25 protein-coding genes and 1 pseudogene are annotated in these 25,931 nt (G+C 64.2%); 5 read left to right on the top strand and 21 right to left on the bottom strand.

Annotation, left to right across the window (positions count from 1 at the left end; genetic code table 11):
- Positions 1 to 2 precede the first annotated feature (2 nt).
- The 4 genes from J2Y48_RS13750 to J2Y48_RS13735 all read left to right on the top strand — a co-directional run bounded on the left by J2Y48_RS13750 (position 3) and on the right by J2Y48_RS13735 (position 3,160).
- A complete protein-coding gene (locus J2Y48_RS13750; RefSeq protein ID WP_310418749.1) occupies positions 3 to 947 on the top strand; it encodes a sugar phosphate isomerase/epimerase in 945 nt (314 codons plus the stop codon).
- A 148-nt stretch (positions 948 to 1,095) separates the two neighbouring features.
- Entirely contained in the window at positions 1,096 to 2,082 is a 987-nt protein-coding gene (gene nuoH, locus J2Y48_RS13745; protein WP_310418746.1) for an NADH-quinone oxidoreductase subunit NuoH, read from the top strand.
- 30 nt (positions 2,083 to 2,112) lie between these two features.
- Entirely contained in the window at positions 2,113 to 2,679 is a 567-nt protein-coding gene (locus J2Y48_RS13740; RefSeq protein WP_310418744.1) for an NADH-quinone oxidoreductase subunit I, read from the top strand.
- Positions 2,680 to 2,719: 40 nt separating this feature from the next.
- Complete coding sequence (locus J2Y48_RS13735; RefSeq protein WP_310418741.1) at positions 2,720 to 3,160, top strand: CBS domain-containing protein; 441 nt, start codon at positions 2,720 to 2,722, stop codon at positions 3,158 to 3,160.
- A gap of 14 nt (positions 3,161 to 3,174) precedes the next feature.
- Here J2Y48_RS13735 and nuoG read toward each other — a convergent pair whose 3' ends face one another.
- The 14 genes from nuoG to J2Y48_RS13665 all read right to left on the bottom strand — a co-directional run bounded on the left by nuoG (position 3,175) and on the right by J2Y48_RS13665 (position 17,636).
- Positions 3,175 to 5,790, bottom strand: a complete 2,616-nt coding sequence (gene nuoG, locus J2Y48_RS13730; protein ID WP_310418738.1) for an NADH-quinone oxidoreductase subunit NuoG — start codon at positions 5,788 to 5,790, stop codon at positions 3,175 to 3,177.
- A 90-nt stretch (positions 5,791 to 5,880) separates the two neighbouring features.
- Positions 5,881 to 7,146, bottom strand: a complete 1,266-nt coding sequence (nuoF, locus tag J2Y48_RS13725) for an NADH-quinone oxidoreductase subunit NuoF (RefSeq protein ID WP_310418736.1) — start codon at positions 7,144 to 7,146, stop codon at positions 5,881 to 5,883.
- Positions 7,147 to 7,150: 4 nt separating this feature from the next.
- Entirely contained in the window at positions 7,151 to 7,663 is a 513-nt protein-coding gene (nuoE, locus tag J2Y48_RS13720) for an NADH-quinone oxidoreductase subunit NuoE (RefSeq protein WP_310418733.1), read from the bottom strand.
- A 16-nt stretch (positions 7,664 to 7,679) separates the two neighbouring features.
- On the bottom strand, positions 7,680 to 8,894 hold the full coding sequence (gene nuoD, locus J2Y48_RS13715; RefSeq protein ID WP_310418730.1) for an NADH dehydrogenase (quinone) subunit D: 1,215 nt from the start codon (positions 8,892 to 8,894) through the stop codon (positions 7,680 to 7,682).
- Positions 8,891 to 9,460: an NADH-quinone oxidoreductase subunit C gene (locus tag J2Y48_RS13710; RefSeq protein WP_310418727.1), complete on the bottom strand. Its 570-nt coding sequence runs from the start codon at positions 9,458 to 9,460 to the stop codon at positions 8,891 to 8,893. Before J2Y48_RS13710 ends, nuoD begins: the two co-directional genes overlap by 4 nt.
- A complete protein-coding gene (locus J2Y48_RS13705) occupies positions 9,457 to 9,960 on the bottom strand; it encodes an NADH-quinone oxidoreductase subunit B family protein (protein ID WP_310418723.1) in 504 nt (167 codons plus the stop codon). The genes J2Y48_RS13710 and J2Y48_RS13705 overlap by 4 nt, the downstream gene beginning before the upstream one ends.
- Positions 9,948 to 10,313, bottom strand: a complete 366-nt coding sequence (locus J2Y48_RS13700; protein WP_310418890.1) for an NADH-quinone oxidoreductase subunit A — start codon at positions 10,311 to 10,313, stop codon at positions 9,948 to 9,950. The genes J2Y48_RS13705 and J2Y48_RS13700 overlap by 13 nt, the downstream gene beginning before the upstream one ends.
- A gap of 128 nt (positions 10,314 to 10,441) precedes the next feature.
- Positions 10,442 to 11,881, bottom strand: coding sequence for an NADH-quinone oxidoreductase subunit N (locus J2Y48_RS13695; RefSeq protein WP_310418720.1), 1,440 nt, complete (start codon positions 11,879 to 11,881; stop codon positions 10,442 to 10,444).
- Positions 11,878 to 13,353: an NADH-quinone oxidoreductase subunit M gene (locus J2Y48_RS13690; protein ID WP_310418717.1), complete on the bottom strand. Its 1,476-nt coding sequence runs from the start codon at positions 13,351 to 13,353 to the stop codon at positions 11,878 to 11,880. The genes J2Y48_RS13695 and J2Y48_RS13690 overlap by 4 nt, the downstream gene beginning before the upstream one ends.
- An 8-nt stretch (positions 13,354 to 13,361) precedes the next feature.
- On the bottom strand, positions 13,362 to 15,122 hold the full coding sequence (locus tag J2Y48_RS13685) for a Na(+)/H(+) antiporter subunit D (protein WP_310418714.1): 1,761 nt from the start codon (positions 15,120 to 15,122) through the stop codon (positions 13,362 to 13,364).
- Positions 15,115 to 15,369 (bottom strand): hypothetical protein, encoded by a 255-nt coding sequence (locus tag J2Y48_RS13680; protein ID WP_310418711.1) that lies wholly within the window; start codon positions 15,367 to 15,369, stop codon positions 15,115 to 15,117. Before J2Y48_RS13680 ends, J2Y48_RS13685 begins: the two co-directional genes overlap by 8 nt.
- Complete coding sequence (locus J2Y48_RS13675; protein ID WP_310418708.1) at positions 15,366 to 16,829, bottom strand: monovalent cation/H+ antiporter subunit D family protein; 1,464 nt, start codon at positions 16,827 to 16,829, stop codon at positions 15,366 to 15,368. The genes J2Y48_RS13680 and J2Y48_RS13675 overlap by 4 nt, the downstream gene beginning before the upstream one ends.
- 4 nt (positions 16,830 to 16,833) lie before the next feature.
- A complete protein-coding gene (gene nuoK / locus J2Y48_RS13670; protein ID WP_310418887.1) occupies positions 16,834 to 17,136 on the bottom strand; it encodes an NADH-quinone oxidoreductase subunit NuoK in 303 nt (100 codons plus the stop codon).
- The gene (locus J2Y48_RS13665; RefSeq protein ID WP_310418704.1) at positions 17,136 to 17,636 is read right to left on the bottom strand and encodes an NADH-quinone oxidoreductase subunit J; all 501 of its coding nucleotides are present in this window, start codon (positions 17,634 to 17,636) and stop codon (positions 17,136 to 17,138) included. Before J2Y48_RS13665 ends, nuoK begins: the two co-directional genes overlap by 1 nt.
- A gap of 329 nt (positions 17,637 to 17,965) precedes the next feature.
- Between J2Y48_RS13665 and J2Y48_RS13660 the strand changes: the two are divergent.
- Positions 17,966 to 18,273 (top strand): annotated as a pseudogene (locus tag J2Y48_RS13660) (tyrosine-type recombinase/integrase); the annotation flags it as partial.
- A gap of 31 nt (positions 18,274 to 18,304) precedes the next feature.
- Here J2Y48_RS13660 and J2Y48_RS13655 read toward each other — a convergent pair.
- The 7 genes from J2Y48_RS13655 to J2Y48_RS13625 form a co-directional block, all read right to left on the bottom strand.
- The gene (locus J2Y48_RS13655) at positions 18,305 to 18,787 is read right to left on the bottom strand and encodes an RES family NAD+ phosphorylase (RefSeq protein WP_310418700.1); all 483 of its coding nucleotides are present in this window, start codon (positions 18,785 to 18,787) and stop codon (positions 18,305 to 18,307) included.
- The gene (locus tag J2Y48_RS13650; RefSeq protein WP_310418695.1) at positions 18,784 to 19,212 is read right to left on the bottom strand and encodes an antitoxin Xre-like helix-turn-helix domain-containing protein; all 429 of its coding nucleotides are present in this window, start codon (positions 19,210 to 19,212) and stop codon (positions 18,784 to 18,786) included. Before J2Y48_RS13650 ends, J2Y48_RS13655 begins: the two co-directional genes overlap by 4 nt.
- A 321-nt stretch (positions 19,213 to 19,533) precedes the next feature.
- Positions 19,534 to 20,502 (bottom strand): ABC transporter permease, encoded by a 969-nt coding sequence (locus tag J2Y48_RS13645; RefSeq protein ID WP_310418692.1) that lies wholly within the window; start codon positions 20,500 to 20,502, stop codon positions 19,534 to 19,536.
- Between the two features lie 20 nt (positions 20,503 to 20,522).
- A complete protein-coding gene (locus tag J2Y48_RS13640) occupies positions 20,523 to 21,503 on the bottom strand; it encodes an ABC transporter permease (protein WP_310418690.1) in 981 nt (326 codons plus the stop codon).
- Positions 21,500 to 23,044 carry a sugar ABC transporter ATP-binding protein gene (locus J2Y48_RS13635; protein ID WP_310418687.1) on the bottom strand — a complete coding sequence of 515 codons (1,545 nt, stop codon included), beginning with the start codon at positions 23,042 to 23,044 and terminating at the stop codon, positions 21,500 to 21,502. Before J2Y48_RS13635 ends, J2Y48_RS13640 begins: the two co-directional genes overlap by 4 nt.
- Before the next feature lie 160 nt (positions 23,045 to 23,204).
- Positions 23,205 to 24,329, bottom strand: coding sequence for a sugar ABC transporter substrate-binding protein (locus J2Y48_RS13630; RefSeq protein ID WP_310418683.1), 1,125 nt, complete (start codon positions 24,327 to 24,329; stop codon positions 23,205 to 23,207).
- A 223-nt stretch (positions 24,330 to 24,552) separates the two neighbouring features.
- A complete protein-coding gene (locus J2Y48_RS13625) occupies positions 24,553 to 25,593 on the bottom strand; it encodes a LacI family DNA-binding transcriptional regulator (RefSeq protein ID WP_310418680.1) in 1,041 nt (346 codons plus the stop codon).
- Positions 25,594 to 25,931: the final 338 nt, after the last annotated feature.

Genomic DNA, 25,931 nt, shown 5'->3' with positions numbered 1-25,931 from the left:
AGATGAAAATCGGCTTCAATACCGATGGTTTCGGACACATTCTGACCGAAGAATGCCTCGACCAGACCGCCGAGCTTGGCATCACGAATGTCGAGTTCGGCATGGGCGGATGGTCGAGCGCGCCACACGTCAACATCGCCGAACTGCTCGCCAGTGCTGCAGCGCGCGATCAACTACTCGGCAAGGTGAGGGATCGTGGCCTCGAAATCTCGGCGTTGAACTGTTCGGGAAACCAGTTGCATCCCGGAGAAACCGGCTCGAGCGACAGCCAACTGGCCTACGACACGGTGGAACTTGCGGCACTGCTCGGCGTCGGGCGCGTGGTGATGATGTCGGGCCTTCCTGCTGGTCCCGGCGACAACCATCCCAACTGGATCACATCATCATGGCCGCCTGAGGCCATGGAGATCCTGGAATGGCAATGGAAGGAGCGAATCCTGCCATGGTGGCGGGCATTTGCACCCGCGGCCGCGAAAAAGGGTCTACGCATCTGCGTCGAGCAACATGGGCGGCAGGCCGTCTACAATTCAGAGAGTTTCTTTCGACTGCGCGAGGACGTCGGCCCCACAATCGGCGTGAACTTCGACCCGTCGCACCTCATCTGGATGGGTGGTGATCCGGTTTCCGCCATCCGTGAATTGGGATCCAGCATCTACCACGTGCACGGCAAGGATACGCGGGTAGAGCCACAGTCACGCATCAACGGATTGCTGGACACCAAGCCTGTCATCCCTGTCCGCGTCCGTTTCTGGAACTACGTTTCGCTCGGTCACGGCACTCCCGTCAGGGCCTGGCTTGAAATCGTTCGAGCGCTGCGCGCTGTCGGTTACGACGATGTCATCTCGATCGAAAACGAGGACTATTCTCTTGATGCAGAGGAAGCGGTCTCTACCTCGGTTTCCGCGCTCAGATTCTGCATCGCCGAGAGCGCGAAAGATAGGTCCTGAAGCCGACAAGGCTCGAAGGAACGTGGCTGCAGCAGGCCCCATCGAGCGAGACATGGTTGTGATGGCATTTGCATGTGCTGCACCGCCGTTGTACCGTGCAGTACTGATAGGTCTCACGTTTCAACCCGTTGCACGAGTAGCCGGGATCATGGACCTTGCCCTCGCCCTTGGCCTGATCGCCTTCAAGGTCGCGCTGCTGATCGCGATCCTTTTGCTGCTGCCGTTGCCGCTGACCTGGCTGGAACGCAAGATCGCCGGGCATATCCAGCAGCGGATGGGGCCGATGCGGGTGGGCTGGCACGGGCTGCTACAGCCGGTGGCAGACGGCATAAAGCTCCTGACCAAGGAGGACCACATCCCGGCCGAGGCGGACCGCTTCCTGTTCAAGCTCGCGCCGATCCTGGCGCTCGCCCCGCCCTTCGTGGTGTTCGTTGCCATCCCGTTCGGCGAAGACATCTCTGTGCTCGGCCACGATATCTCGCTCTACGCCTCGAACATGAACGTGGCGCTGCTCTTCGTCTTCGCGGTGATCGGCATCGAGGTCTACGGCGTGATCTTCGGCGGCTGGGCCGCCAACAGCAAATATGCCGTCCTCGGCAGCCTCAGGACCTGCGCGCAGATGATCAGCTACGAGATCCCGATGGGGTTCGCGGTCATCGGTGTGGTGATGATGGCGCAGTCGATGAGCCTGCTCGAGATCGTGCGGGCGCAGGCCGGCGTCTGGAACATCGTCTACCAGCCGGTCGGCTTCCTGGTGTTCTTCGTGGCGGGGCTGGCCGAGGCGCAACGCATCCCCTTCGACCTGGCGGAGGCCGAAGGCGATCTGGGGGCGGGGTTCCATACCGAATACAGCGGCATCCGTTTTGCCTTCTTCATGGTCAGCGAATACGTCATAATGGTGCTGGTATCGGTCCTGGTGGTGATCCTGTTCTTCGGCGGCTGGAACGGCGTGCTGATCCCGTTGCCGCCACTCCTGTGGTTCATGCTGAAAGTTGCGTTCTTCGTCTACCTGTTCATGTTGTTTCGCTTCACCTTCCCCCGCTACCGCTACGACCAGTTGATGGCGATCGGCTGGAAAGTCTTGCTTCCCCTGTCGTTGGCGAACATAATTATCACAGGTGTTGTCATCTCATAGGAGCCGCAGCGGCTCCACAGCGGGGCGGCGATGTCGCGTGCACTGGACAGAGCTGGATCTTGGATCGGCTGGGCGTTCTTCGCCGACTTGGCGGGCGGCCTAGCCCTGACCTTCGGCTACATGTTCTCAAAACCGGTGACCATGCAGTATCCGGACAAGGAGAAATGGCTGCCCTATTCGCGCTATCGCGGTCATCACTTTCTGAAGCGGGACGAAGAAGGCGAGATCAAGTGCGTGGCTTGCGAACTCTGCGCGAAGATCTGTCCCTGCGACTGCATCGAGGTCGTCCCCTACGAGGACGAGAACGGCAAGCGTCATCCGGCAAAATTCGAGATCGACACGGCCCGCTGCCTGTTCTGCGGGCTTTGCGAGGATGCCTGCCCGGCGGACGCAATCGCGCTCGGCCAGCAGTACGAATTCTCCAGCTTCTCCTCCCGTGACCTCGTCATCGGGCGCGACGACCTGCTCGCCAAGCCGGGTAAGGCGGAGACCGGCGGCGGCGTGGTCGCCGCACGCCTGAACACTGAGCAGGAGGTCCGGGTCGAGGCGAGCGAGCCACGCGGCTACAACTGGTGGCGGAATATCAGACGGACATGACAGCGCGGCCGCGGGGCCGTCGCGCAGACAGGAGGCTCAGATGCTGGTCTACCAGATCTTGAAGGGCAAGTCGCCCGAGGTCATCTCGGTCACGCCGGATCATACGATGCTGGAGGTCCTGCGGCTGTTTCGGGACAACAACATCGGCTTCGTGATCGTCGGCCGCTCCCCGGGAGAATGCTTGGGAACGGTATCGGAACGTGACTGCTGCAACGCCGTCGCGAAATACGGAACCGAGGCGCCCTTGATGCGGATTGCCGACATCATGAACCTCAGCGTACCGACCTGTTCGGCACATGATGTGCTGCCGGTAGCGATGGCCATCATGACCGAGCGGCGCACGCGTCACGTGCTTGTCATGGATGGTGACGCCCTTGCCGGCATTGTCAGCGTCGGCGACGTGGTCAAGCACAGGCTCGAGGAAGCCACGCGCACCGAGCAGGACCTGCACGATTACATTTCCGGCACCCACTACCACTGACGAGCGCGCACCTTTCAAGGCGAGCCGGCGGCAGTGCCCTGGCCGAAATTGTCGGAATCCCCTCCGATGCCTGCGGTCGGGGCAGTCCCCACGGCGAGGGACGCAGCCCTTTCGACCTCCACCGGGCATGGATACTCGCCTCGCCGCATCAGGCTGTTCAGCCGCAGCGCCCGGTAGTTTTCAGGAATGAACACGAGGCCATTTGGGAAGTGCCGGTTGACCTTGAGCTTCGCCGCCAGTTCGCCCTGGGCGGAGCGCACAACCACCTGGTCGCCCTCCGAAAGGCGCCGGTGCGCGACGTCTTGCACAGCCATCTCGACATAGGGATCGTCGGCAACCGTGTTCAGGATTTCCGAGTGCTCGGTAAGATAGCCGTTGTGGAACAGGCCGTTGCCGGTGATCAGCATGAGCCGGTCGGTTGCCGCGGCCGCAGGCGGAGGGGGGTAGAATGTGCCGAGCGGCGGCGTTGAGGTCGCTCGGGTAAACGCGCCGTCGGGGTTAAGCTGGTCCTGTGCGAGCCCCTGGTAGGCGGGCACCAGCCGGGCAATCTCGTCGAGGATTCCGCCGGTCTCTGAGGGTTGCAGCGCCTGACCGCGGACCGCCGCGACGAAGTCGAAGATCGCCAGATTGTCCCGCGCCGCGAAGGGCAGTTCGCGGAACTTGCGCACCGTCTGGATCCGGCCCTCGTTGTTGGTGAATGTGCCGGCCTCCTCGCCGTAACCTGCCGCCGGCAGGACGACATCGGCCAGGCCGGCCGTCTCCGTGAGGAAGGCGTCCTGCACGATCAGCAAATCCGCGGACCCGAGCGCCCGCTGCACGAAAGTTCGTTCTGGATAGGACATCAGCGGGTCGCTGCCGACGATGTAGAACGTGCCCATTTGCCTTTTGTCGCAAAGGTCCAGCATCGCACCGAAATCGGCACCCGGTTCGGACGGGATCTCGGCGCCCCAGGCCACGCCGAAGGCTGCGCGCGGCGCAGCATCCTCGACCGGCCGCAGCCCCGGCAGCGCCGCCGGCAGAACCCCCATGTCCCAAGAGCCCAGCTGGTTTGCGCGGTCGAAGAGGAACTGCATTGCCGGCGCCTTGTCGAGCCGGCGGAGAACCTGCAGCAGGTTGTTGAGTTGTTGCAGCGTCACGCGCGCTTCGGGCGATCTCAGCAGATCGACGCTGACGAGTAGGGTGACGCTCTGGCTTTTCATTAGCGCCGTGGCCAGGCGGTCTGTGTCGTCACTGCCGGCGGCCGCCAGCCCGCCTGCAGTCGTGCCGACGGCTGCGAGGACGTCGCCCGGCAATGCCTGACCGGCCGTCGCGACGAGACTGGCCACCACCGCGCCGACGCTCGCCGCCTCGCCGCCGGGGGATGCGCGAACGACCGCGCCGGCGTCGGCATCCAGGCGGGATGGCCGCGCCGAGAGCATCAGCAACCGGGTGCCTCGCCGTCGCGCGGCGTCGCGCAGCAGGTATTCGGTGACCGGGTTCTCCTCGGTGACGTTGCTGCCGACGACCAGTACGCAGTCGTTGGCGAGCACCTCTTCGAGCGGCGCGCGGGTGTAGGTGCCGGCCAGCAGCGGAGCCACAACGTCGACCGGCGTCGACCAGCGCGACGAGCAGTCGATGCTGTTGGTGGAAAACACCGTCCGCATCAGCTTCTGGAACTGATAGAGCACCTCGTTGGGCAGGCGCGGCGAGGCCAGCCCGCCGGCGGTCTTGCTCGCGACCGCGGAGAGCCGCTGCCGAAGGTAGTCGCCGGCTTCCTCCCAGGAGACCGGGACCAGTGTACCGTCACGGCGGATCATCGGCCGCTTGATGCGATCCGAACTCTCGATGAAGTCGAGGCCGAAGCGGCCGCGCACGCAAAGCGTTTCGCGGTTGACGCCGTGCTCCTGCTTGGAGCGGACCCGCATGAACTCGCCCTTGCGCGCGCCGACGGTCAGCTGGCAGCCGGTGCCGCAATGCGGGCAAACCGTGTCGGTCTCGGCGAGGTCCCAGGGCCGTGCCTTGTAGCGATAGGGGAAGCTCATCAGCGCGCCGACCGGGCAGACCTCGACGCAGTTGCCGCACTGGTCGCAACTGGCGAGGCTGCCTTCGAAGCCGGTGACGGCGGTATCCATGCCCTTTTCGACGGTGCCAAGAGCAACCGCGCCAACAACCTCCTCGCACATCCGCACGCAGCGCTGGCACTGGATGCAGCGGTTGACGTTCATGATGATGACCGGGCTGAGGCGGATGTCCTTCGAGTGGAACACGCGCTTGGCGTCGCGGAAGCGGCTTTCGCGCGGCCCGTAGGCCATCACCATGTCCTGAAGCTCGCACTCGCCGCCCTTGTCGCAGATCGGGCAGTCGAGCGGGTGGTTGGCGAGCAGCATGTCGAGCATCGACGAGCGCGTCTCCTCGATCAGCGACGTGTTGGTCCGCACCGCCATGCCGTCCGTGACGACCGTCGCACAGGCCGGCTGCAGCCGCCGCTGCCCCTCGATCTCCACCAGGCACATGCGGCACGAGGCCAGCGCCGGCAGCCGCTTCATGTAGCAGAAGGTCGGAATCGCGATGCCCAGGCGCTCGGCGGCCTGCAGCACCGTGGAGCCGGCCTCGACATCCAGCGTCTGCCCATCGATCGTGATGCTAGCCATGGTTCCTCGCAGTCTTCTGCTTCAATTTTTTGTGCATGTCTTTGTCCCGAAACCGCTGCACACTTTCGGGAGACATGCATCAGCACGCCTTCAGTGGAACGGGCACCGCCGTTCTTCGATATGGGCGACGAATTCCTCGCGAAAATGCTTCAGCGCCGCCCGCAAACCCATCGCCGCCCCGTCGCCAAGGGCACAGAACGTATTGCCGAAAATGCCCTTGCAGAGCATCTCCAGCTGCTCCAGATCGCCGGGCGCCCCCTCCCCGGCCTCGATCCGGCGCATCACCTTCACGGCCCAGTTCAGGCCCTCCCGGCACGGCGTGCACTTGCCGCAGGACTCGTGGTGGAAGAACTCGACGATGCGGGTGGCGACCTTGACCATGCAGGTCGTGTCATCGATCACGACGACGCCGGCCGAGCCGAGCATGGAGCCGACGGCAACCAGAGAGTCGAAATCCATCCCGACCTCCAGCCCGCTCGCCGGGATCACCGGCGCCGAGACCCCGCCCGGGATCACCGCCTTGATTCTGCGCCCCGGTAGCGCGCCGCCGGCGTGCTCCTCCACCAGCTCGCGCAAGGGTATGCCCATCGGCAGTTCATACAGGCCGGGCCTGCGCACCTGCCCGCTGACACAATAGAGCTTCGGGCCGGGGCTCTTGTCCGGGCCGATGTCGCGGAACCACTCCGCCCCCCGCATCACGATATGCGGCACGCAAGCGAGCGTCTCGACATTGTTGATCACCGTCGGACTGGCATAGAGGCCGGCGACGGCCGGGAACGGCGGCTTCAGCCGCGGCTGCGCCCGTCTGCCCTCGAGCGACTCCAGCATCGCCGTCTCCTCGCCGCAGATATAGGCGCCGGCGCCGCAATGGATGTGGATCGTGAAATCGAAGTCCGTGCCGAGAATGCCTGTTCCGAGATAGCCCTTCGCGTGCGCCTCGGCGATCGCCTGCTCGAGGCGGCGGATCGCGGTGACATATTCGCCGCGGACATAGACATAGGCGGTCCTCGCCCCGATCGCATAGGCGCTGACCGCCAGCCCCTCGACGAGCTGGTGCGGGTCGCGCTCCATGATGATCCGGTCCTTGAAGGTGCCGGGCTCGCCCTCGTCGGCGTTGCAGCACAGGTATTTTTCCTTGTCGGCCCGCTTCGGCACGAAGCTCCACTTCATGCCGGTCGGGAAGCCGGCGCCGCCGCGGCCGCGCAGGTTGGATTGCTTGACGAGCTCGACGACCGCGTCGGGCGTATATTCGCGCAAAACCTTCGCCAGCGCCCGGTAGCCGCCGCCGGCCTCGTAGGTCGACAGCCGATGACCGTCCGGCAGGTCGATGTTCTTGAGGAGAACCGGCTCGAACATGGCGCTATTCTCCCGGCGACGGCGCAGCGGCGTGCGCGACAGCCTCGACCCGCCGCGCCGAAGCCCGAAGGCTGTCCAGCAGCGCGTCCAGCCGCGCGACATCGAGGTTGCCGTGGTAGTCGTCGCCGACCTGCATCACCGGCGCCATCTCGCAGGCCCCGAGGCATTCGACGGTCGAGAGCGTGAACAGCCCGTCCGGGGTGGTCTCGCCCTTGCTGATCCCCAGCACCGTTTCCATGTGCTGCAGCAGGCGCTCGGCGCCGCACAGCATGCACGAAATGTTGTCACAGAGTTGCAGGTGGAACCGGCCGACCGGCTCGGTATGGAAGAGCGTGTAGAAGGTCGCCAGTTCGTAGACCCAGATCCGCTCGACGCCGAGGATGTCGGCGACCTCTTCCAGCACCGGGCCGGGCAGATGGCCATGCTCCTTCTGCGCGATCAGCAGCGCCGGCATGATCGCCGAGCGCCGGTCGGGATACCGGGCCGCAGCCGTCTCGATCTGTTCGCGCATGCCCATCGCGTCCAAGCCTCCTCTACTTGTCCACCTCCGCCATCACCGGGTCGAGGCTGCCGAGCACGGCGATCATGTCGGCCAGGTAGCGGGCATTGCTCACCCCGAACAGCCCCTGCAGATTCACGAAGGACGGGGCCCGCACCTTCATGCGGAACGGCTTCGGCGAGCCGTCGCTGATGATGTAGAACCCCAGTTCGCCCTTCGGCGCCTCGATCGCAGAATAGACCTCGCCCTTGGGAACGTCGAAGCCGTAGGCCGACAGGTCGAAGTGCTGGATCAGCGCCTCCATCGAGCAGTGCACGCGTTCCTTGTCCACCGGGAACGCGATCGTCGGCATGTCGATCTGGAAAGGCCCTTCGGGCATCTGGTAGAGGCACTGCTCGATGATGCGGATGCTTTCGCGCATCTCGTCGACCCGGCACCGCCAGCGCGCATAGCAATCGCCCTCGTCGCGGGTGATGACCTTGAAATCGAGCCGGTCGTAGATTTCGTAGGGCTCGTCGCGGCGGATGTCCCAGTCGACGCCGGAGGCACGCAGGTTCGGGCCGCTCAAGCCGAGGTCGATGGCGTCCTCGCCGGAGATGATGCCTACGCCTCGCGTGCGCTTCAGGAACACCCGGTTGGTTTCGAGCAATTGCTCATAGTCGCGGATCCGGTTCGGGAAGATCTCGCAGAACTCCCGGATCTTGGGCAGGAAGCCGTCGGGCAGGTCCTCGCGCACCCCGCCGACCCTGCAGAAGGAGGTGTGCATGCGCGCGCCGGTGATCATTTCCAGGAGGTCCATGATCATCTCGCGCTCGCGCATGACATAGAGCAGCGCGGTCATGGCGCCGAGGTCCATCGGCAGCGCGCCGGTGATCAGCAGATGGCCGGAAATCCGCGCCAGCTCGGCCATCAGCACGCGGATATACTGCGCCCGGATCGGCGCCTCAATGCCGAGGAGTTTTTCCACCGCCAGCGCAAACGCCAGGTTGTTCGAGGGCGGGCAGAGATAGTCGAGCCGGTCCGTCAGCGGGAAGATCTGGGTATAGGTGAAACTCTCCGCCAGTTTCTCGGTGCCGCGGTGAAGGTAGCCGATATGCGGGTCGACGCGCTCGACAAACTCGCCGTCCAGTTCGAGCACGAGCCGGAGGACCCCATGGGTGCTGGGGTGCTGCGGGCCGAGATTGAGAAGCACTTCCCTGGTATTGAGCGCTTCGCCTTCAGGCCTTTCGAACTCGGTGACTTCGGTCATTTTCCTCGCTCCGGCGTCAACTGGCTCCCTTCAGGAATCTCTCTGGTGGCGAGGTCGGGCTGCGTCGGCGGCGGCCCCTCGGCGCCAAAGGGGTTCAGCTTGTCCCTGTAGCCGCGCAACGGAAAATCCTTGCGCTGCGGAAATCCTTCGAAGCCCTCCCACATGTAGATGCGGCGCAGGTCTGGGTGGCCCTCGAAGCAGATCCCGTACATGTCCCAGGCCTCGCGCTCGTGCCAGTTGGCGGTCCGCCAGACCCCGGTGACCGAGGGAACCTGCGGCGGATCGCCGAGCCGGCACTTGATGCGGACCCGCCACTTGTTCGGCAGCGAATAGAGGTGGTAGACCGCCTCGAACCGCGGCGTTTCGGGATAGTGATCGACCCCGCAGATGTCCGAGAGGAAATTGAACCGCAACGCCGGATGCTCCTTCAGGAACCGGCAGAACCCGACGATCGTTTCGGGTGGAACGGCAAAGACATCGATGCCGTGCGCGGCGCCGAGATCCTCGATCGCTGCACCGAAGCGCTCCATGATCGGGGTGCGGTCAAGCGGCGGGCCCCCTCTCATGATGCGACGATCCGATCCAGAGGCGTCCCGGCCAGTGCGCGGGACCTCTTGATCTTCTCTTGAAGCAGCAGGAAGCCGTGCATCAGCGCCTCTGGCCGCGGCGGGCAGCCGGGCACATGCACGTCGACGGGCACGAAGGTCTCCGACCCCTGCACCACGGCGTAGGTGTTGTAGACGCCGCCGGAAATCGCGCAGGTGCCCATTGCGATCACCCAGCGCGGCTCGGGCATCTGGTCGTAGAGCCGGCGCACGACGGGGGCGAATTTCCGCGTCACCGTGCCGGCGATGATCATCACATCGGACTGTCGCGGCGACGGGCGGAACACCACGCCGAACCGGTCGAGATCGTAGCGCGCGCAACCGGCCGAGATCATCTCGATGGCGCAGCAGGCAATGCCGAAGGTTTCCGGCCACAAGGCCGAACTCCGGCTCCAGTTGATGACGTTGTCGGCCGTGGTGAACAGGACGCTGTCGCGGATGGTGTTGCCTACTCCTCCCATTCCAGCGCTCCCTTCAGCCAGGCGTAGGCGAAGCCCACGAGCAGCAGCAGCATGAAGACGAACATCTCGACATAGCCGACCGGCCCGATCTCCTTCAGGACGACGGCCCAGGGAAAGAGGAACATCGCCTCGACGTCGAACACCACCAGCAGGATCGCGAGGATGAAGAACGGCACCCGGAAGCGGCCGCCGGCGGCCTCGCCCGCGGCATCCATGCCGCATTCATAGGGCGCGTTCTTTTCTCGGTAGGGATTGGACGGGCGCAGCAGCGAGGAGACGAACATCGTCGCCGCGGCCACCAGCACGATTCCGGCAACCATGAAAAGAACCGGCAGGAACTCCATCGCAGTCATATCGGCCACCCTCGAAAGGGGCTTGCTCAAGCCGAACGCCACCGGGGCCATAACGCCGTCGCCCCCGGGGAGCGACTTGGGTAATCCTTTGAACTGGCAGTCTATTCCGTCGAGCGAATCATTGCAAATCAACCGCCGAACACCGATTGTTGAGCTAACCGCAGGAACCAGGCCGGAAACAGGCCGATACCGAACGTGCCGGCGGCGGTGATCGCGAGCGTGGCGCTGACCATCGGCGTCAGCGCCGGCTCGAACGCCCGCTTCGGCTCGCGCATGTAGATCAGCATGACGATGCGGATGTAGAAGTAGGCGGCGACGGCGCTGAGCAGCACGGCGATCACCGCCAGCACGACGAAGCCCCGCTCGACAAGCGCCACCAGCACGTAGAACTTGGCGAAGAACCCGGCCGTCGGCGGAATGCCGGCCAGCGAAAAGAGGTAGAGCAGCATCAGCAGCGCCAGCACCGGATGCGGCCTGGAGAAGCCGGCATAGTCCTCGATGACCTCGCCCGAGAAATCGCCGCTGCGCATCATGATGACAGCGCCGAAAATGCCGAGATTCATGAAGGCGTAGATCAGGAGGTAGAGCATGACGCTGGCGATCCCCTCCGCGCCGCCGGCGACGACGCCGAACAGGGCGAAGCCGGCATGGGCGATGCTGGAATAGGCCAGCAGGCGCTTGAAGTTGTCCTGTACCAGCGCCACGAAACTGCCGAGCGCCATCGTCACCACGGCAATGACGGCGACGACGATCCAGGCGTTCGAGGTCGCGACCAGCGGGTTGAGGAACACCCGCAGGATCACCGCGAAGCCGGCGGCCTTCGGTCCTACAGACATGAAGGCAGTGATCGTCGTCGGCGCGCCTTCATAGACATCCGGCAGCCACATATGGAACGGCACCGCGCCGACCTTGAAGACCAGGCCGGCGACGATGAAGACCACCGCCAGCAGCAGGCCGGGATCGAGCGGCTCGCCGGTCGCTGCCGCAGCCATCGCATCCAGTTGCGTGGTGCCGGTGAGCCCGTAGACCAGCGAGACGCCGTAGAGGAAAATGCCGGTCGAGACGGCGCCGAGGATCACATATTTCAGTGCCGCCTCGTTCGAGCGCCGCTCCCGCCGCAGGAAGCCGGTCAGGACATAGGTACAGAGCACCGTCAGTTCGAGGCCCACATAGATCGACAGCAGGTCGGTCGCGGAGGCCATGATCATCATCCCCGAAAGGGTGAAGAGCAGCAGGACATAGTATTCGCTGCTGCCGATCCCTTCGATGTCGGCGTATTTGCGCGACAGCAGGAACGTCAGGACGGTGGCCAGGTAGAAGATGAGCTTGAAGAAGACCGAGAAGCGGTCGGCAACGAACATGCCGGCATAGGCCGACCGGACCTCGCCCGCCGGTATCAGTGTCAGAAGGGCGGCAATCGCCACCACCGCGACGGAGGCCCAGAGCAGGAAATCCTCCCGGCCCTTTCGCACCAGCTGTCCGAGGATCAAGAGGATGCAGGCCCCGGTTACCACGACGATCTCCGGGAGGCTCGCGAGCGCCGACTGGTACAGCGCCGCGGCGTTCATTGGCCGCCCCCTTCACCATGCACCTGCACCAGCAGGTGCCTCACCGAGGCATCGATGATGGCGAGAAAGGGTTTCGGATAGAGCCCGACCCACAACACGAAGACGGCCAGCGGCAGGATCGCCGCGATCTCGCGGGCGTTCACGTCGTAAATCTTGTACCCGGCGCGGGCGGTCGCCGGGCCAAGCGCGACCCTGCCATACATGCCAAGCAGGTAGGCAGCCCCCAGCAGTGCCCCCAAGACGGCCACGGCGCCAAGCGCCAGGTTGGCCGCAAACCCGCCCGACAGCACCAGCAGTTCGCCGATAAACGAGTTCGTCCCCGGCAGCGCCATCGACGATAGGGTGAACAGCGCGAGGAACGTAGTATAGATCGGCGCCAGCTTCATCAGCCCGCCATAGTCGGCGATGCTGCGCGTATGCGTCCGCTCGTAGATCAGGCCGACGAACAGGAACAGCGCGCCCGTCGTCATGCCATGATTGAACATCTGCAGTATGCCGCCCTGCAGCCCGCGAAGATTCAGCGCGAAGATCCCCAGTGTCACGAAGCCCATGTGGCTGATGCTGGAATAGGCCACCAGCTTCTTCAGGTCGTCCTGCGCCAGCGCCAGCAAGCCGCCATAGACGATCGCGAGCGCCGACAGCGCCAGCATCAGCGTCTGATAATGCAGCGACGCCTCCGGCAGCATCGGCAGCGAGAACCGCAGGAACCCATAGGCGCCCATCTTCAGGAGCACGCCGGCGAGGATGATGCTGCCGGCCGTCGGCGCCTGCACATGGGCGTCCGGCAGCCAGGTATGCACCGGCACCATCGGCACCTTGACGGCAAAGGCGATCAGGAAGGCGAAGAACAGCCAGGACTGCACCGCGAACGGCAGGTGCTGCGCCGTCAGGGCGAGGATGTCGAAGGTCTTGCCGCCCTGGAGATAGAGGACGATGACACCGACCAGGAACACGAGACTGCCCGCCAGCGTGTAGAGGAAGAACTTGAAGGCCGCATAGACGCGGCCCTCGCCGCCCCAGACGCCGATGATCAGGTACATCGGGATCAGCATCGCCTCCCAGCAGACGTAGAACAAAAACAGGTCGAGCGCGCAGAACACCCCCAGCATCAGCGCCTGCATGAGGAGCAGGCTGATCATGAACGCCTTCACCCTGCGGTCGATCGCGGCCCAGGAGGCGAGCACACAGACCGTGCCCAGCAGCGCCGTCAAAAACACGAAGAGCGCGCTGATGCCGTCGATGCCGAGCGAAAAGGTGATCCCGAGCGCCGGCACCCAGGGGTGCCGTTCGACGAACTGCATCGCGGGCGTGGTGGTGTCGAAGCCGGCGAGCATGGCGATGCAGAGTGCGAGATCGAGGACCGTGACAGCGAGTGCCGTCCATCGCACCGCATCGTCGCTGCGCAGGAACATCAGGAGAAACGCCCCGACGGCGGGGGTTAGGACGATGAGGCTGAGCAGCGGGACTCCCATCGCGCCCCCTACCGCCACACCACGGCGAAGACGACGACGGCAGTGATGACGCCGGCGATCATCGCCAGCGCGTAGTGGGTGACGACGCCGGTCTGCAGCCGCCGCAGCGCCCCGCCGCTACGCAGGATCGAGCGGGCGACGCCGTTGACGACGCCGTCCACGCCGGCCAGATCGATCCGCAGCCCGGTGCGTGCAGCCCCGTGCATGAGGGGCAACACCACGGTCTCGGAGACGTTGCTCACCGCCTGCTCGTAGCGCGCCAGCGGCCGCTCGGCGAGCCACATGAAGGCGCGGGCACCCTTGCGGTAGAACCAGTCGGTGTCGAGGCTGATGGTGTTCTCGGGGTCGAGCGCCTTGAGGAACAGCACGAACCCGAGCGCGGTGAACATCAGCAGGCCGAGACTCTCGGTGACGTGCTGGCCGGTATAGGGCTGGAAGTCGACCGGATAGGGCAGAAGCGCATAGAGCGGCTGCGGGAACACGCCGATGGCGATGCAGAGCGCTGCCGCCATGCCCATCGCCACCAGCATGTTGCGCGGCGGCTCACGCGCCTGAATTTTCCGGTCGGTGCCGAAGAACATGTAGTAGGGAAGCTTGAGGCCGGTGTGCAGGAACGTCCCCGACGAGGCCATCGTCAGCGCCAGCATCACCAGCGCCCGGTGATCGGCCCCGGCGGCGGCGATCACCATCGACTTGGTGACGAAGCCGGAGAAGAACGGAAAGGCCGAGATCGCAAGCGCGCCGACCATGTAGAGCGCCACCGTCAGCGGCATGGCCTTGTAGAGCCCGCCGAGCTCTGTGAGCTTGCGACGGCCGGTGACGTAGATCACCGCCCCCGCCCCCATGAACAGCAGCGCCTTGTAGAGGATGTGCGCAAAGGCGTGGCTGGCGGCCCCGTTCACCGCCAGCTCGGTGCCGATGCCGATGCCCGCCACCATGTAGCCCACCTGGCTGACGATGTGGTAGGCGAGCAGCCGCCGGCAGTCGTTTTCCAGCACCGCATAGATGACGCCATAGATCGCCATCACCGTACCGAGCCAGACCAGCAGTTCGGTGCCCGGATACGCCCGCGCCAGCACGTAGACGGCGGTCTTGGTGGTAAACGCGCTCATGAAAACGGCGCCTGTGACGGTCGCCTCGGGGTAAGCGTCGGTCAGCCAGGCGTTGAGCGGCGGCACGGCCGCGTTGAGCAGGAAGCCGGCCAGGATCAGGTAGGCACCGGCACCCATCGGCGCCTCGATCGGGCCGAACAGCATCGATCCGGTGCCGAGCCCGTGCAGGATGATGCCGCCGAACAGCACGAGCCCGCCGGTGACATGGACCATCAGGTAGCGGAACCCGGCGCGGATCGCCGGCCCGCCGCCCTGCGCGAAGACCAGGTAAGCGGAGGCGAATGCCATGCCCTCCCAGAACAGATAGAGGGTCAGGTAGTCGCCGGCGAACACCACGCCGAGCGCGCAGCCGACATAGACGAACGCCGCCACGTGCTGGCCGGCCTCCGTCACGTGCAGCGCATAGACCATGCCGATCAGCGCCATGAGGGTGAAGACGGTGGCGAAGACGATGCTCAGCTTGTCGATCTTGGCGATCAGGATGTCCTGCCCGAGGATGTTCGCCGCGCCGTAGCTGCCCGGCTGCATGGCCAACACGGCGACGATCGCCAGCGCCGGGACCAGCAGCAGGTAGGCCTTGCGGATCGCCCCCTTCAGGAACGGGATCGGCAGGGCGCCGAGGATGAGGAGCAGGCCCGGATGGACGAAGTCAGTCATAATAGTCCTCGCGCCGCATCAGCCCGGCCCGATGGCCGAGAAACTTGGAAACGAAGATCAGAGCCACGCAGGAAAAAAAGCCGTAGGCGGCCGACCAGCCCGGCAGCCGCTCCCACAGGTATTCGGCGTGTTCGCGGGGAACCACGAAGTCGGCGAGGACGATCAGCACGAGCACCAGGTAGAGCAGCGTCCGGCGCTGCCTGGCATAGGTCTCGTCCCCGAAGAAATCGACGACGCGCCGGATCATCGCACCACTCCGTCCGCCAGGGTAAGGAAATAGCCGGGGAAGATGCCCATCAGCACCGACAGGGCGGCGGTCGCGACCAGCGGGACCGCGACCAGTGGGATCTCGCGGACCGGCGCTTGGCCATCGTCGGCCGCCGGTACGAAGAAGGCGGTATAGCTGACCGGCAGGAAATAGGCGGCGTTCAGGACCGAGCTCACCAGCAGCACGGCCAGGAATGCGATCTGTCCCGCCTCCGCCGAGCCCTGCACCAGGTACCACTTGCTGACGAAGCCCGCGGTCGGCGGGATCCCGATCATGCTCAGCGAAGCGACGAAAAAGGCGCCCATCGTCCAGGGCAGCCTGCGGCCGATGCCGGCCATGTCGCTGATGTTGCGTTTTCCCGAGGCGCAGTAGATCGAGCCGGCGCAGAAGAAGAGCGTGATCTTGGAGAAGGCGTGCGCGGCGATGTGGATGATCCCGCCGACCATGGCGACCGGCGACAGCAGCACCGCGCCGAGCACGATGTAGGAGAGCTGGCTGACCGTCGAATAGGCGAGCCTAGCCTTCAGGTCGTCCCGCGTCAGCGCATAGACCGACGCCATCAGGATCGTGAACGAAACCAGATAGGCCGTGGCGATGCCCAGTCCAAGTTTCGCCACCAGCGCGACGCCGAAGACGTCGAACACCATCCGCAGGACGCAGAACACGCCCATCTTGACGACGGCCACCGCATGCAGCAGCGCGCTGACCGGCGTCGGCGCCACCATGGCAGCCGGCAGCCAGGCGTGCATCGGCATCACCGCCGCCTTGGCGAAGCCGAACAGGTAGCAGAAATAAACGACCGTCAGCAGCGCCGGCGCGGCATTGGCGTTGGCCAGAAGCCCGCCCGGCACGAAGTCGAGCGATCCCGCGATCTGGTAGGTCAATGCCAGCGCGGCGAGGAGCGCGCTCTTCGAGGCGCCCATCAGATAGACGAGGTACTTGCGGCTGCCCCTCCACGCCTCCTCGTCTTCATGGTGATAGACGAGTGGGTAGGTCACGAGGCTGAGCACCTCGTAGAAGATCACCAGCGTGAACAGGTTGGCGGAAAAGGCACCGCCGACGGCAGCCGCGAGGCTGGTGGCGAAGCAGGCGAAGAACCGGGTCTGCGCGTGTTCGTTGAGGTGCCGCATGTAGCCGATCGAATAGATCGCCGCGAGGATCCACAGCAGCGAAGAAACGGTGGCGAACACCATGCCGAGCGCATCGGCTCGGAAGGCGAAGTCGATCCCCGGCAGGATCTCGAACAGGCGCAACTCGACGGTGCCGCCGGAAAGCACCGTCGGGGCCATCGAGGCAACGATCGCGAACAGAACGACGGCGGCGAGCGGCGAGATGAGATCGCGCAGCCGCTCGCGGTCGTGCAGAAGGAGGACGGCAAGCGCCGCCAGACCGGGAACGGCGACGGCAAGCAGCGGCCGGATCGAGATCGCCGGGTCCAAGCCGCTATCCTTTCATGATGGTCACGTCGTCGACCTTGAGGGTGTGCTTGTTCCTCACGAGGGCGACCAGGATGCCGAGGGCGACGGCGACTTCCGCGGCGGTGATGGCGATGACGAAGATCGCAAAGATCTGCCCGCGGAAATCGTCATATTGACGCCCGAAGGCGATGAAGTTGATGTTGACGGAGTTGAGCAGGAGCTCCAGCGACATCAGCACGACCAGGACATTGCGCCTGAGCAAGACCCCGGCCGCCCCGATCACAAACAGGACCACCCCGAGCAGAACATACCAGGAGAGCGGAACCATCATCCCGGTTCCTTCCGCGCCAGCACGATGGCACCGACCAACGCCACCAGCAGGATGACGGAGGCCGCTTCGAACGGCAGCAGGTAGTCGGCGAAAAGCGTAGTGCTGAGCTGTCTGATCTGGTCGCCGCCACTCGCGACTACGGGTTCGGCGACCGAAAAGCGCTCGCTCCAGAACACCAGCACGACCATTTCGACGCCGAGCAGCACGAGAACCACCAGCGCCGGCAAGTTGCCGCCCGGCAGGAACCGCTGCAACACCGCCTCGCGCACGTCGACCATCATGATCACGAACAGGAACAGGACCATAATCGCGCCGACATAGACGAAGATCTGGATGACCGCGAGCAGCGGCGCCTCGAGCAGCACGAAGATTGCGGAGACCTGCAGAAAACACGCCATCAGCGCGAGTGCGCTATGGACCGGATTGCGCGCCAGAACAACCGTCAGGGCCGTGATCACGGCCACCGCAGCGAACAGAAGGAAGAACCCCTGGTCCATCGACGCCGCCCTCCCACGCGAACTGCCATTCGGCGCGAGATGGCCGAATTAGCGATAGTTCCGCACTTCAGGGTGCATGCACAAATTGTGCCTTACTACGGGATCTTTCACAAGATTATTGTCACCACCTGCATAAGATCAGAGCATCCGGATGGCTCTACGGTCGCATCCACAGGTCGCGACACGACCTAGATTTCAATAGTTACGAAGGCGACAGTATCGATCTGGCGGCGATCGTCGCGAATTGGCAGCTCTCAGGAGATCAGGCATGCAAGTTCATCGGGACGCAGGCGTTCCACAAGACGGCGGATCCGCTTCGCCAGGCTCGCCAGTGGCTGTTCCGTCGTGTCACGGGCCAGGGCAAAAATGTCGGCCCCGACCGTTTGCATGACCAGGAGGTGGCCCGCCTCGTCAAGAAGACGGCGCTGGCCGCCGGCGTCCGCGGCGAGCTGTCCGAGGCGGAACGCAGCCAGAAATTGGCCGGCCATTGCTGCGCGCCGGCCTCGCCTCCGCGGCGGAGGTCGACGAGCGCCACGTCCAGAAGCAGCTCGGCCATGCCTCGGCGGAGATGACCCGCGGCTACCAGCGCCGCCGCGATCGCTTCCGCGTCAACCTCACCAAGGCGGCGGGGCTGTAGCCCCCTCGCCTCTCGCCGGCTTGCGTCCGCGTCAGATCCCGAACAGCCGGCGGTCCCAGAACACCAGCTGGTGCAGGCTCTGTGCAATGTCGGAGAACTCGGGGTGAGCAGGATTGATGAGAATATTGTTGTCCAGCCTGGCGACGACGCTGGGCACCAGCAGGATGGCACTACGCCGCTCGAGGCACCAGGCTTCCCCGAAGGCCTTGCTGACCGCCGCCGGCATCGAGTCCCAACCGGGCAATGCCGGCTGCGAAAACACCTCGTAGCTTGTCCCCCGTGGCACAGTAATCTCCACAAAGTGCTGGTTCGGCGGCAATCGCCCACTGCCATGCACCAGTTTTTCCAGCAGCGCTGTCGAATAGTGCTCCGAGCTATAGATGACCGGGCTTGCGGGCGTGTTCCACCGACCAGGAGCAATCGTCGAGCCGGTCGCATCGAAAATCGGATATGTGCCTGCCGGATCGCCGATCCGGTAACAGGTGAGCGTCCGGTCCAGAACTTGTGCCGTCACGCGGCGCTGCCGTATTTCAAGCTGTTCAGGATGTCCACGACCATTTCCGCACCGAACTCGCTCTGGATGATGACGTCGACTGGCCGCTTGTCCTCGATCATCGGATGCGCACGGAACAGGAACGACCGGGCTTCCTCCTCGTCCTTCCAAACCTCTAAGGCCAGGCTCCAGATGCGGGCCAGCCGCGCCAGCCGCGTCCCCTCTTCAGGAGACAGGGTCTTCGTGCTTTTTCTGCGCTCGTAAGTTGCTTTCGGTACCAGCCTGTACTTGAACTGGGTATCATTCGGCGCAACAAGCCTAGCGATCCGCTCGACCGCACCTACCGGCAAACCATGCTCAATCTGCATTACAAGGCCGATCGGCGACTGCTGCGCTACCTTGGCAGAAAGGCCGAGGACATTGGCAACATTTGAAAACGCGAGCATGACAATCTCCCATCCATGTGAGGCTGAATATAGTCTCACGAGAGGAATCATTCAAGTTGCGGTCAATCTAATGAACGGCAATGATCGTCGGCCCGCGACCTTGCACAGTCGCCGATGATCAGCCATTCATCGGATGCATTTAGCTAGCCAAAAATTCATGCCTTGAAGCGATCGAACGCCGTCAGCCGCTTCATCGGCGGGGCGGGAACGCCGCCGGCGACATGGTCTTGTTCTCCGCGGTCACCATCAGGGATTCTGTTCAACCTCCCCGGGCGGCGTCAGTGGGCAATATCGATTAATGGGCACCGATGCTACGACCTATCACTGGTTTGCCGGACCGCGGCCATAGAGCAGCAGCATGGCGACGATGACGATGCCATAGACGATTTGGCGCCCGGCTTCTGGCATCTGCATCACGGACAGGATCGATTGCAGCAACGTGATCAGGATTACGCCGGCTACGGTGCCGAGGTAGGAGCCCCGGCCACCCAGGATCGAGGTGCCGCCGAGCACCACGGCTGCGATCGAGGGCAGCAGGTAGGCATCGCCCATGGCCTGTGCGGCCTTGGAGGCGTAACCCGCCAAGAGAACGCCGCCGAATGCGCTCAGTGCGCCGGAAACCGCAAAGGCGATCATGATGACGCGGCGGGTATCGATCCCGGAGAGGTAGGCGGCCCGCTCGCTATTGCCGATGCCGTAGACGGAGCGTCCGAAGGTCGTGCGCGTCAGCAGGAACACCATCGCGGCACTGACCGCCGCCCAGACGAGGATGGCGTTCGGCACACCCGGAATGATGAAGCCGGTTGCGAGCCAGCGCATTGCCGTCGGCGCCGAGTCCTGAGGCGAGAAGCCGCCGGTGTAGAGGACCATCAGCCCCTGGGCGACGACGTTTGTCGCGAGCGTGACGATCATCGAGGGGATGCGCATGTAGGCGACGCCGAAGCCGTTGAGCAGGCCGAAGACCGTCCCGCAGAAAATTCCGAAGGGAATGGCGAGGATCGTGCCGCTGGTGCCGAACCCTGCGGCCGCACAGGCCATCATTGCACCCATGGTCATCACCCAAGGTACAGAAAGGTCGATCTGGCCGAGCAGGATTACCAGCATCATACCGGCTGCGATAACGCCGAGGAATGAGGCGACCTTCAATTGCTGCAGCAGGTATTCAAGGGAGAGGAAATTGCTCGAATAGAGGCTGCCGAGAAGGAGCAGGAGCAGGATGCAGCCGAAGGCGGTGAGTACCGGCCGATCGACATGGCGGAACGGGGCGGTAAGCCGGGTGCGGAAGGACATTCTGTTTTCCGTTGCATCTGTCATTGGAACCAGTCCAGTCGGTTGCGTACGCGCAGAAGCCCAAGGGCACCGATGCTGATCGCGATCAGCAGCACCATCCCCTGCAAGAGCGGTTGCCAGAGCGGGTCGACGTCGAAGACGAACAGCATGTCGCCGGTGGTGCGCGCCGCAAACGCGCCGAAGATCGCGCCGACCGCGCTGCCGCGCCCACCATAGAGCGAGACGCCGCCCAGAACGACGGCAGCGATCGACCAGAGCGTGTAGCCGCTGCCGCTCGCATAGGCCGCTTCTCCCGTGTAGGTGAAAAAGGTCAGGAACAGCCCGCCCATGCCTGCAAGCAGGCCGGCGAGCGTGTAGGCGACAAGCTTCGCGCGCCGAATGGGGACGCCCGACATGAATGCGGCCGCCTCGGAAGAGCCCGCGGCATAGGCGGCACGCCCAATCTCGGAACGCCGGAAGGGCAGCCAGACAAGAAGGACGACGCCAAGGAGCGCAACGAGGCTGGAGGGGATTGTGCCGAACAGCCGCCCGGTCAGCGCGTCGGCGAGGTCCTCGTTCACCGAGCCGCCGGGAAAAGGCCGCAGCAGCAGCGCCAGGCCGAAATAGATCGCGCCAGTCGCGATCGTCGCCACGATCGGCTGCAGCCGGCCGTAGACGACGAGCAGGCCATTGATCGCGCCGCAAATCGTTCCGGCGAGCAGCACGCCTGCAACGCCGAGCGCCGTCTGCATCGGCGTGCCGACGACGATCCACGAGGCGATGCAGTTCGTCAGCACGAAGATCATGCCGACGGACAGGTCGATGCCGGCTGTGATCACCACCATGGCCTGGGCCATGGCGATAAAGGCGAGCAAGACGCCCTTGTTGGCGGCCGTCTGCGCGACATTGACGGTCAGGCCCGCCGGGTGGTTGGTGATGTAGACGCAGAACATCAGGAGAAAGATGGCGAGGCCCATCAAAGTGCCACGCTGCTCGTTCAGCCAATAGCGCCATTCGCTCATGCCACGGCCTCCGGCTGCGCGTCGACGTGGAGCGCACTTGCGACAAGGGCGTGCTCGGTGATGCCTGCGCCTTCGAGTTCGCGCACGATGCGTCCGTCATAGAGAACCAGAACCCGGTTGCAACAGCCGACCAACTCGTCATAGTCGGTCGAATAGAAGAGGATGGCCGCTTCCGCGTCAGCGAGCCGGCGCAGCAACTGATACATCTCCTGCTTAGTGCCGACGTCGATGCCGCGCGTCGGGTCGTTCAGCAGGATGATCCGCGGCCGGCGCATCAGCCACTTGGCGATGACGACCTTCTGCTGGTTGCCGCCGGACAGCGAGCCGACGGGGATGTCGAGGCCAGCGGTCTTGATGGCCAGCAGCCGGACCATCTCGTCAATGTCACGCTCCTCCTTGTCGCGATTGATGACGCCGCGCGCCGACAGCCGGTCGAGCGCCGCGAAGGAGAGATTCTCGCGCACCGTCATCGGCTGCATGAGCCCCTCTGTTTTGCGATCCTCCGGGATCAAGGCCATCCCGATCCTGCCCGCGCGCGCGGTCCCGGGACCTGCGATCGATGCCGCCACGCCATCGATGCTGACTGTGCCCGTCGTGCCCCTGAGGACGCCGAACAGTCCGAGCAGCAATTCGCGCTGACCCTGGCCGTCCAGCCCGCCGAGCCCGACGACCTCACCTGGGCAGACCTCGAGGGTGATGTCATGCAACCGGTCGGACCAACTGAACATGTTGCAGGCGAGCACCGGGCGGGCCTCGCGGCGCCGTTGCGGCTTGGGCGGAAAAACGCTGCTGACCTCGCGGCCGATCATCATTTCAACCACCTCGTTGCCAGAGCGGGTTCCGGCAGCAAAGCTTGCGACGTTGCGGCCGTTGCGAAACACGGTGCAATCGTCGGCAATCTCGGTGATCTCGTGCATGCGATGGGAGATGTAGAGCAGCGCCAGCCCCTCGGAACACAGGCGCCTGAGCACGGCGAACACCTTGGCCACGTCGCCGGCCGTCAGCGCCGACGTGGCCTCGTCGAGGATCAATATGCGCGGCTTCCAGGCGAGCGCCTTGGCGATCTCCACCATCTGGCGGCGCGACAAAGGCAGGTCGCGCACGAGCGCGCGGGGGTGAATGTCTTCGGCGCCGGCCCGCGCAAGCGCCTCTTCCGCCAGCCGCCTTTGCGCGGCGCGGTCGATCAGTCCAAACCGATGCGGCGGGTTGGAAATCGAGATGTTGTCGGCGACGCTGAGGTCGGGGATCAGCGACAGTTCCTGGAACACGCAGGCGATCCCGGCGCCGGCCGCCTGGGCGGGCGACCGAAACGCCACCTCGCGATCCTCAAGAAGCATGCGGCCTTCGTCCGGAGCGACGACGCCGGCCATGATCTTGATCAGTGTCGACTTTCCCGCCCCATTTTCGCCGAGGATCGCGTGAATGCGACCGGCCTCGACCGCAAGCGATGCGTCCTCCAGGGCGCGGACCCCGCCGTAGCGCTTGCAGATGCCCTCCATCCGGAAAAGCGGACTCGCGGCCTGTAACTGCGTTGCCGTCATGTATCCCTCGATCCGCGCTCTCGCCGCCAAGCCGGCAGCTTCACGCGGGAGTGTTTCGAGGACCGTGGCCGATACCGCTCCACTCACGGTCCCGGCGCCGTGCTTTTCGGGATGCCGCGGGCACTGGCCGCGACATCGCCCAGGGAGAGCATGGACCGCCTTACTGGTTTTCCTTCGTCTGCCCCATGATTTCCTGCGCGTTGAAGTTGATCCCGCACGAGGGGAAGGAATTGCCGACGAAGAAGTTATCGGACTGGTCGGGATAGAAGTCCTGGCCTGCCTTGAAGTTCGGGTCCTCGACAATGGCGAGCGGCAGCTTGATCGATTGCGGCACCACCTGGCCCTCAAGGGCTGCAATCGCCGTCTTGATCGCGACCGCCACCTGGGCGGGGCCGGTGCCGGCGGATGAGCATTTCAGGCCTTCGCCCGCATACTTGGCGCAGAACTTGCGGAAGCCGTTTTCCGTCTCACCGCCGAAGGGCACGAAGGGATGGCCCGCGTCGATCATCGCCTGCACGACGCCGGTGTCGCCGCCCTGCGCGGTGATGCCGTCGAACTTCTTGTGCACGGCAATCGCATCGGCCGTTGCCTTCTGTGCCGTCGGGTCGTCCCACTTGCCGACGGCTTCGACGACGTCCCATTTCTTGCCGGTGGCATCAAGCGTTTCATGAAGGCCGTTGTGACGGTCGGTGTCGACAGATGTGCCAGCGACGCCGCGGACCTCGAGGAGCTTGCCGCCATCCGGCAGGTGCTTTGCCAGCCAGTTGGCCCAGAGGATGCCGAGACCCTTCTGGTCGACGTTGACGTTGATGGCGTCCTCGGTGTTGAGAATGTTGTCGAAGGCGACGAGCACGACGCCGGCCTCCTTGGCGCGCTTGATCACCGGGCCGAAGGCTGTGGGGTTTTGTGCGTTGACAACGATCGCGTCAAAGCCGGAATCGATGAAGTTGTTGATGGCGGATATTTGCGCCGGGACATCTTCGCCGGTTGAGACGACCTTGAATTCCTTGAGCTTGGCGGCGACGTCAGGCTGTGCCGCATAGGCCTTCGCCGTCTGGACCATCTGGATGCGCCAGGTGTTGGCGATGAAGCCGTTCGCAAGCGCGATCCGATAAGGACCTTCCTTTTTCGGGAATTTGAAGAACTTCGTCTCCGCAGTCCATGGCGCGAAGCACTCCGGTTCGGCAGCGGGGCCGCTGACGACTTCCGGATCGGCGAGTGCGGTCGTGGAAGCGAGGACAATCGCAGCAGTGGCGAGAAGGCCACCGAGGAAAGACTTTTGCATCGAATTCCCTCCCAGTAGTTGCGGTGCGGGATGCGGAATCGAAATGGACAAACCGGAGAAGATCGAGCGTGCTCAGCAGTCAATGGCCTGCTTCCAGAACCATCCCGACAGTTCATCGCGATGCGCTATTCCGGTGGCGCTCGGAGCTCCTCCCTCGACGCCACCAAATGATGGTAGCGCTACCAATTTGAGTTGTAAAGCGGGCGTGATGCGTCGCCTCCGGTCACTTCGTCGCTCGTGCCCGGGTGGTGCTTTCGCGGATTTTCAGTTCGAATCCAAGGTCGACAACGGAAGGCTCGGGACGCTCGCCGTCAAGGGCTGCGCGGACCATGGCGATCGCCCGCCGTCCGATTTCATAACGTGGCGTACGAACGCTGGTGATCGACGGATAGGCAATGGCCATCATCTCAAGATCATTGAATCCGGCGATGCACATGCGTTCGGGTACGGGTATTTTTGTCCGGTGGCACTCAAACAACACGCCGAGCGCCAGGTCATCGTTATTGCAAACGATCGCATCCAGGTCTGGCGTCTTGCTCAACGCCTGGCAAAACAGATAAGCACCCATCGACACGCTCGACGGCGAGGGTGTGATCGTCACGAGCGCCTCGTCGTATACACCATTTGCCTGTAACAGCGCCCGATAGCCCGCCAGGCGCCGTTTCGTACGCGGATCCATGCGCGCGCCAAGAAAGCCGATGCGTCGGCATCCGGCCCCAAGCAGGTGGTCCGTCACTGCGCGGCCGCCTTCGAAGTGCGAAAAGCCGACCATCATATCGATCGGGTTGGGGCCGGTTTCCATGATCTGAACGATAGGGCAGCCTGCGGTTTCGAGAAGGCGTCGGGCGGCGGGCGACTGGTCGATGCCGGAAACGATGAGGGCGGAGGGGTGTTGCCCGATAAAAACCTTCAGCAGCCGTTCCTCTTCGTCCGCCGAATAGTGTGTGTTGCCGAACTGGATCTGCATGGTGCTGTCGCCCAGTCCGTCATGGATACCGCGCAGCACCTCGGCAAAGACGCTGTTGGTGAGCGAGGGAATGAGGACACCGATGACGTCGGCGCCAGCGGAGGCAAGGGCGCGCGCATTCGGATTGAGAACGTAGCCGAGGGCGTCGATCGCGGCGTCGATCCGCTCGCGCAGCGCGCTGGAGACGCGCTCCGGCTCGCGCAATGCGCGGGACACCGTGATCGTGCCCACGCCGGCACGGCTTGCGACATCCGCAAGCGTCGGTCGGCCGCTACCTCGCCTGGATCGGCTTACCACAGGCTCCCCCTGGTTGAGCATTGCCTTCAAGTTGCTCGGTCATCAAGCATAGTCGAACCGCGGCATCTTGCAAAAGTACGGCGATAGCGGCGCTCGGTCGGGACTATCTTTCGCAGCGACGATAACGGTTACCAGGTGACTGGTCGGTGGCGCTCAGACGATATCGTCCACGGCCAGCAAGGCAAAATGCTCGAGTGCAACGCGGTTCCGGCCCGACTTTGGCTTCCGCTAGCCGGAGCTCAGACCACCTCTCCGCCCCCGATAAGTCATAACGAAATTCAATTTTCCATCCCCAAAGCCAGCCAATAGGGTCCGCGGGCTGGCGCCATTCCGATTTT

The sequence above is a fragment of the Mycoplana sp. BE70 genome, assembly GCF_031455855.1.
Taxonomy (GTDB): domain Bacteria; phylum Pseudomonadota; class Alphaproteobacteria; order Rhizobiales; family Rhizobiaceae; genus Mycoplana.
The sequence above is the reverse complement of the archived record's forward strand: the minus strand, read 5'-3'. Positions and strand labels throughout refer to the sequence as shown.

What these genes read in the sequence shown, in the direction of transcription:
- J2Y48_RS13750 (WP_310418749.1), top strand. Translation starts at nt 3, where the DNA reads ATGAAAATCGGCTTCAATACCGATGGTTTCGGACACATTCTGACCGAA.
- nuoH (WP_310418746.1), top strand. Translation starts at nt 1,096, where the DNA reads ATGGACCTTGCCCTCGCCCTTGGCCTGATCGCCTTCAAGGTCGCGCTG.
- J2Y48_RS13740 (WP_310418744.1), top strand. Translation starts at nt 2,113, where the DNA reads ATGTCGCGTGCACTGGACAGAGCTGGATCTTGGATCGGCTGGGCGTTC.
- J2Y48_RS13735 (WP_310418741.1), top strand. Translation starts at nt 2,720, where the DNA reads ATGCTGGTCTACCAGATCTTGAAGGGCAAGTCGCCCGAGGTCATCTCG.
- nuoG (WP_310418738.1), bottom strand. Translation starts at nt 5,790, where the DNA reads ATGGCTAGCATCACGATCGATGGGCAGACGCTGGATGTCGAGGCCGGC.
- nuoF (WP_310418736.1), bottom strand. Translation starts at nt 7,146, where the DNA reads ATGTTCGAGCCGGTTCTCCTCAAGAACATCGACCTGCCGGACGGTCAT.
- nuoE (WP_310418733.1), bottom strand. Translation starts at nt 7,663, where the DNA reads ATGGGCATGCGCGAACAGATCGAGACGGCTGCGGCCCGGTATCCCGAC.
- nuoD (WP_310418730.1), bottom strand. Translation starts at nt 8,894, where the DNA reads ATGACCGAAGTCACCGAGTTCGAAAGGCCTGAAGGCGAAGCGCTCAAT.
- J2Y48_RS13710 (WP_310418727.1), bottom strand. Translation starts at nt 9,460, where the DNA reads ATGAGAGGGGGCCCGCCGCTTGACCGCACCCCGATCATGGAGCGCTTC.
- J2Y48_RS13705 (WP_310418723.1), bottom strand. Translation starts at nt 9,960, where the DNA reads ATGGGAGGAGTAGGCAACACCATCCGCGACAGCGTCCTGTTCACCACG.
- J2Y48_RS13700 (WP_310418890.1), bottom strand. Translation starts at nt 10,313, where the DNA reads ATGACTGCGATGGAGTTCCTGCCGGTTCTTTTCATGGTTGCCGGAATC.
- J2Y48_RS13695 (WP_310418720.1), bottom strand. Translation starts at nt 11,881, where the DNA reads ATGAACGCCGCGGCGCTGTACCAGTCGGCGCTCGCGAGCCTCCCGGAG.
- J2Y48_RS13690 (WP_310418717.1), bottom strand. Translation starts at nt 13,353, where the DNA reads ATGGGAGTCCCGCTGCTCAGCCTCATCGTCCTAACCCCCGCCGTCGGG.
- J2Y48_RS13685 (WP_310418714.1), bottom strand. Translation starts at nt 15,122, where the DNA reads ATGACTGACTTCGTCCATCCGGGCCTGCTCCTCATCCTCGGCGCCCTG.
- J2Y48_RS13680 (WP_310418711.1), bottom strand. Translation starts at nt 15,369, where the DNA reads ATGATCCGGCGCGTCGTCGATTTCTTCGGGGACGAGACCTATGCCAGG.
- nuoK (WP_310418887.1), bottom strand. Translation starts at nt 17,136, where the DNA reads ATGGTTCCGCTCTCCTGGTATGTTCTGCTCGGGGTGGTCCTGTTTGTG.
- J2Y48_RS13665 (WP_310418704.1), bottom strand. Translation starts at nt 17,636, where the DNA reads ATGGACCAGGGGTTCTTCCTTCTGTTCGCTGCGGTGGCCGTGATCACG.
- J2Y48_RS13650 (WP_310418695.1), bottom strand. Translation starts at nt 19,212, where the DNA reads ATGCTCGCGTTTTCAAATGTTGCCAATGTCCTCGGCCTTTCTGCCAAG.
- J2Y48_RS13645 (WP_310418692.1), bottom strand. Translation starts at nt 20,502, where the DNA reads ATGTCCTTCCGCACCCGGCTTACCGCCCCGTTCCGCCATGTCGATCGG.
- J2Y48_RS13640 (WP_310418690.1), bottom strand. Translation starts at nt 21,503, where the DNA reads ATGAGCGAATGGCGCTATTGGCTGAACGAGCAGCGTGGCACTTTGATG.
- J2Y48_RS13635 (WP_310418687.1), bottom strand. Translation starts at nt 23,044, where the DNA reads ATGACGGCAACGCAGTTACAGGCCGCGAGTCCGCTTTTCCGGATGGAG.
- J2Y48_RS13630 (WP_310418683.1), bottom strand. Translation starts at nt 24,329, where the DNA reads ATGCAAAAGTCTTTCCTCGGTGGCCTTCTCGCCACTGCTGCGATTGTC.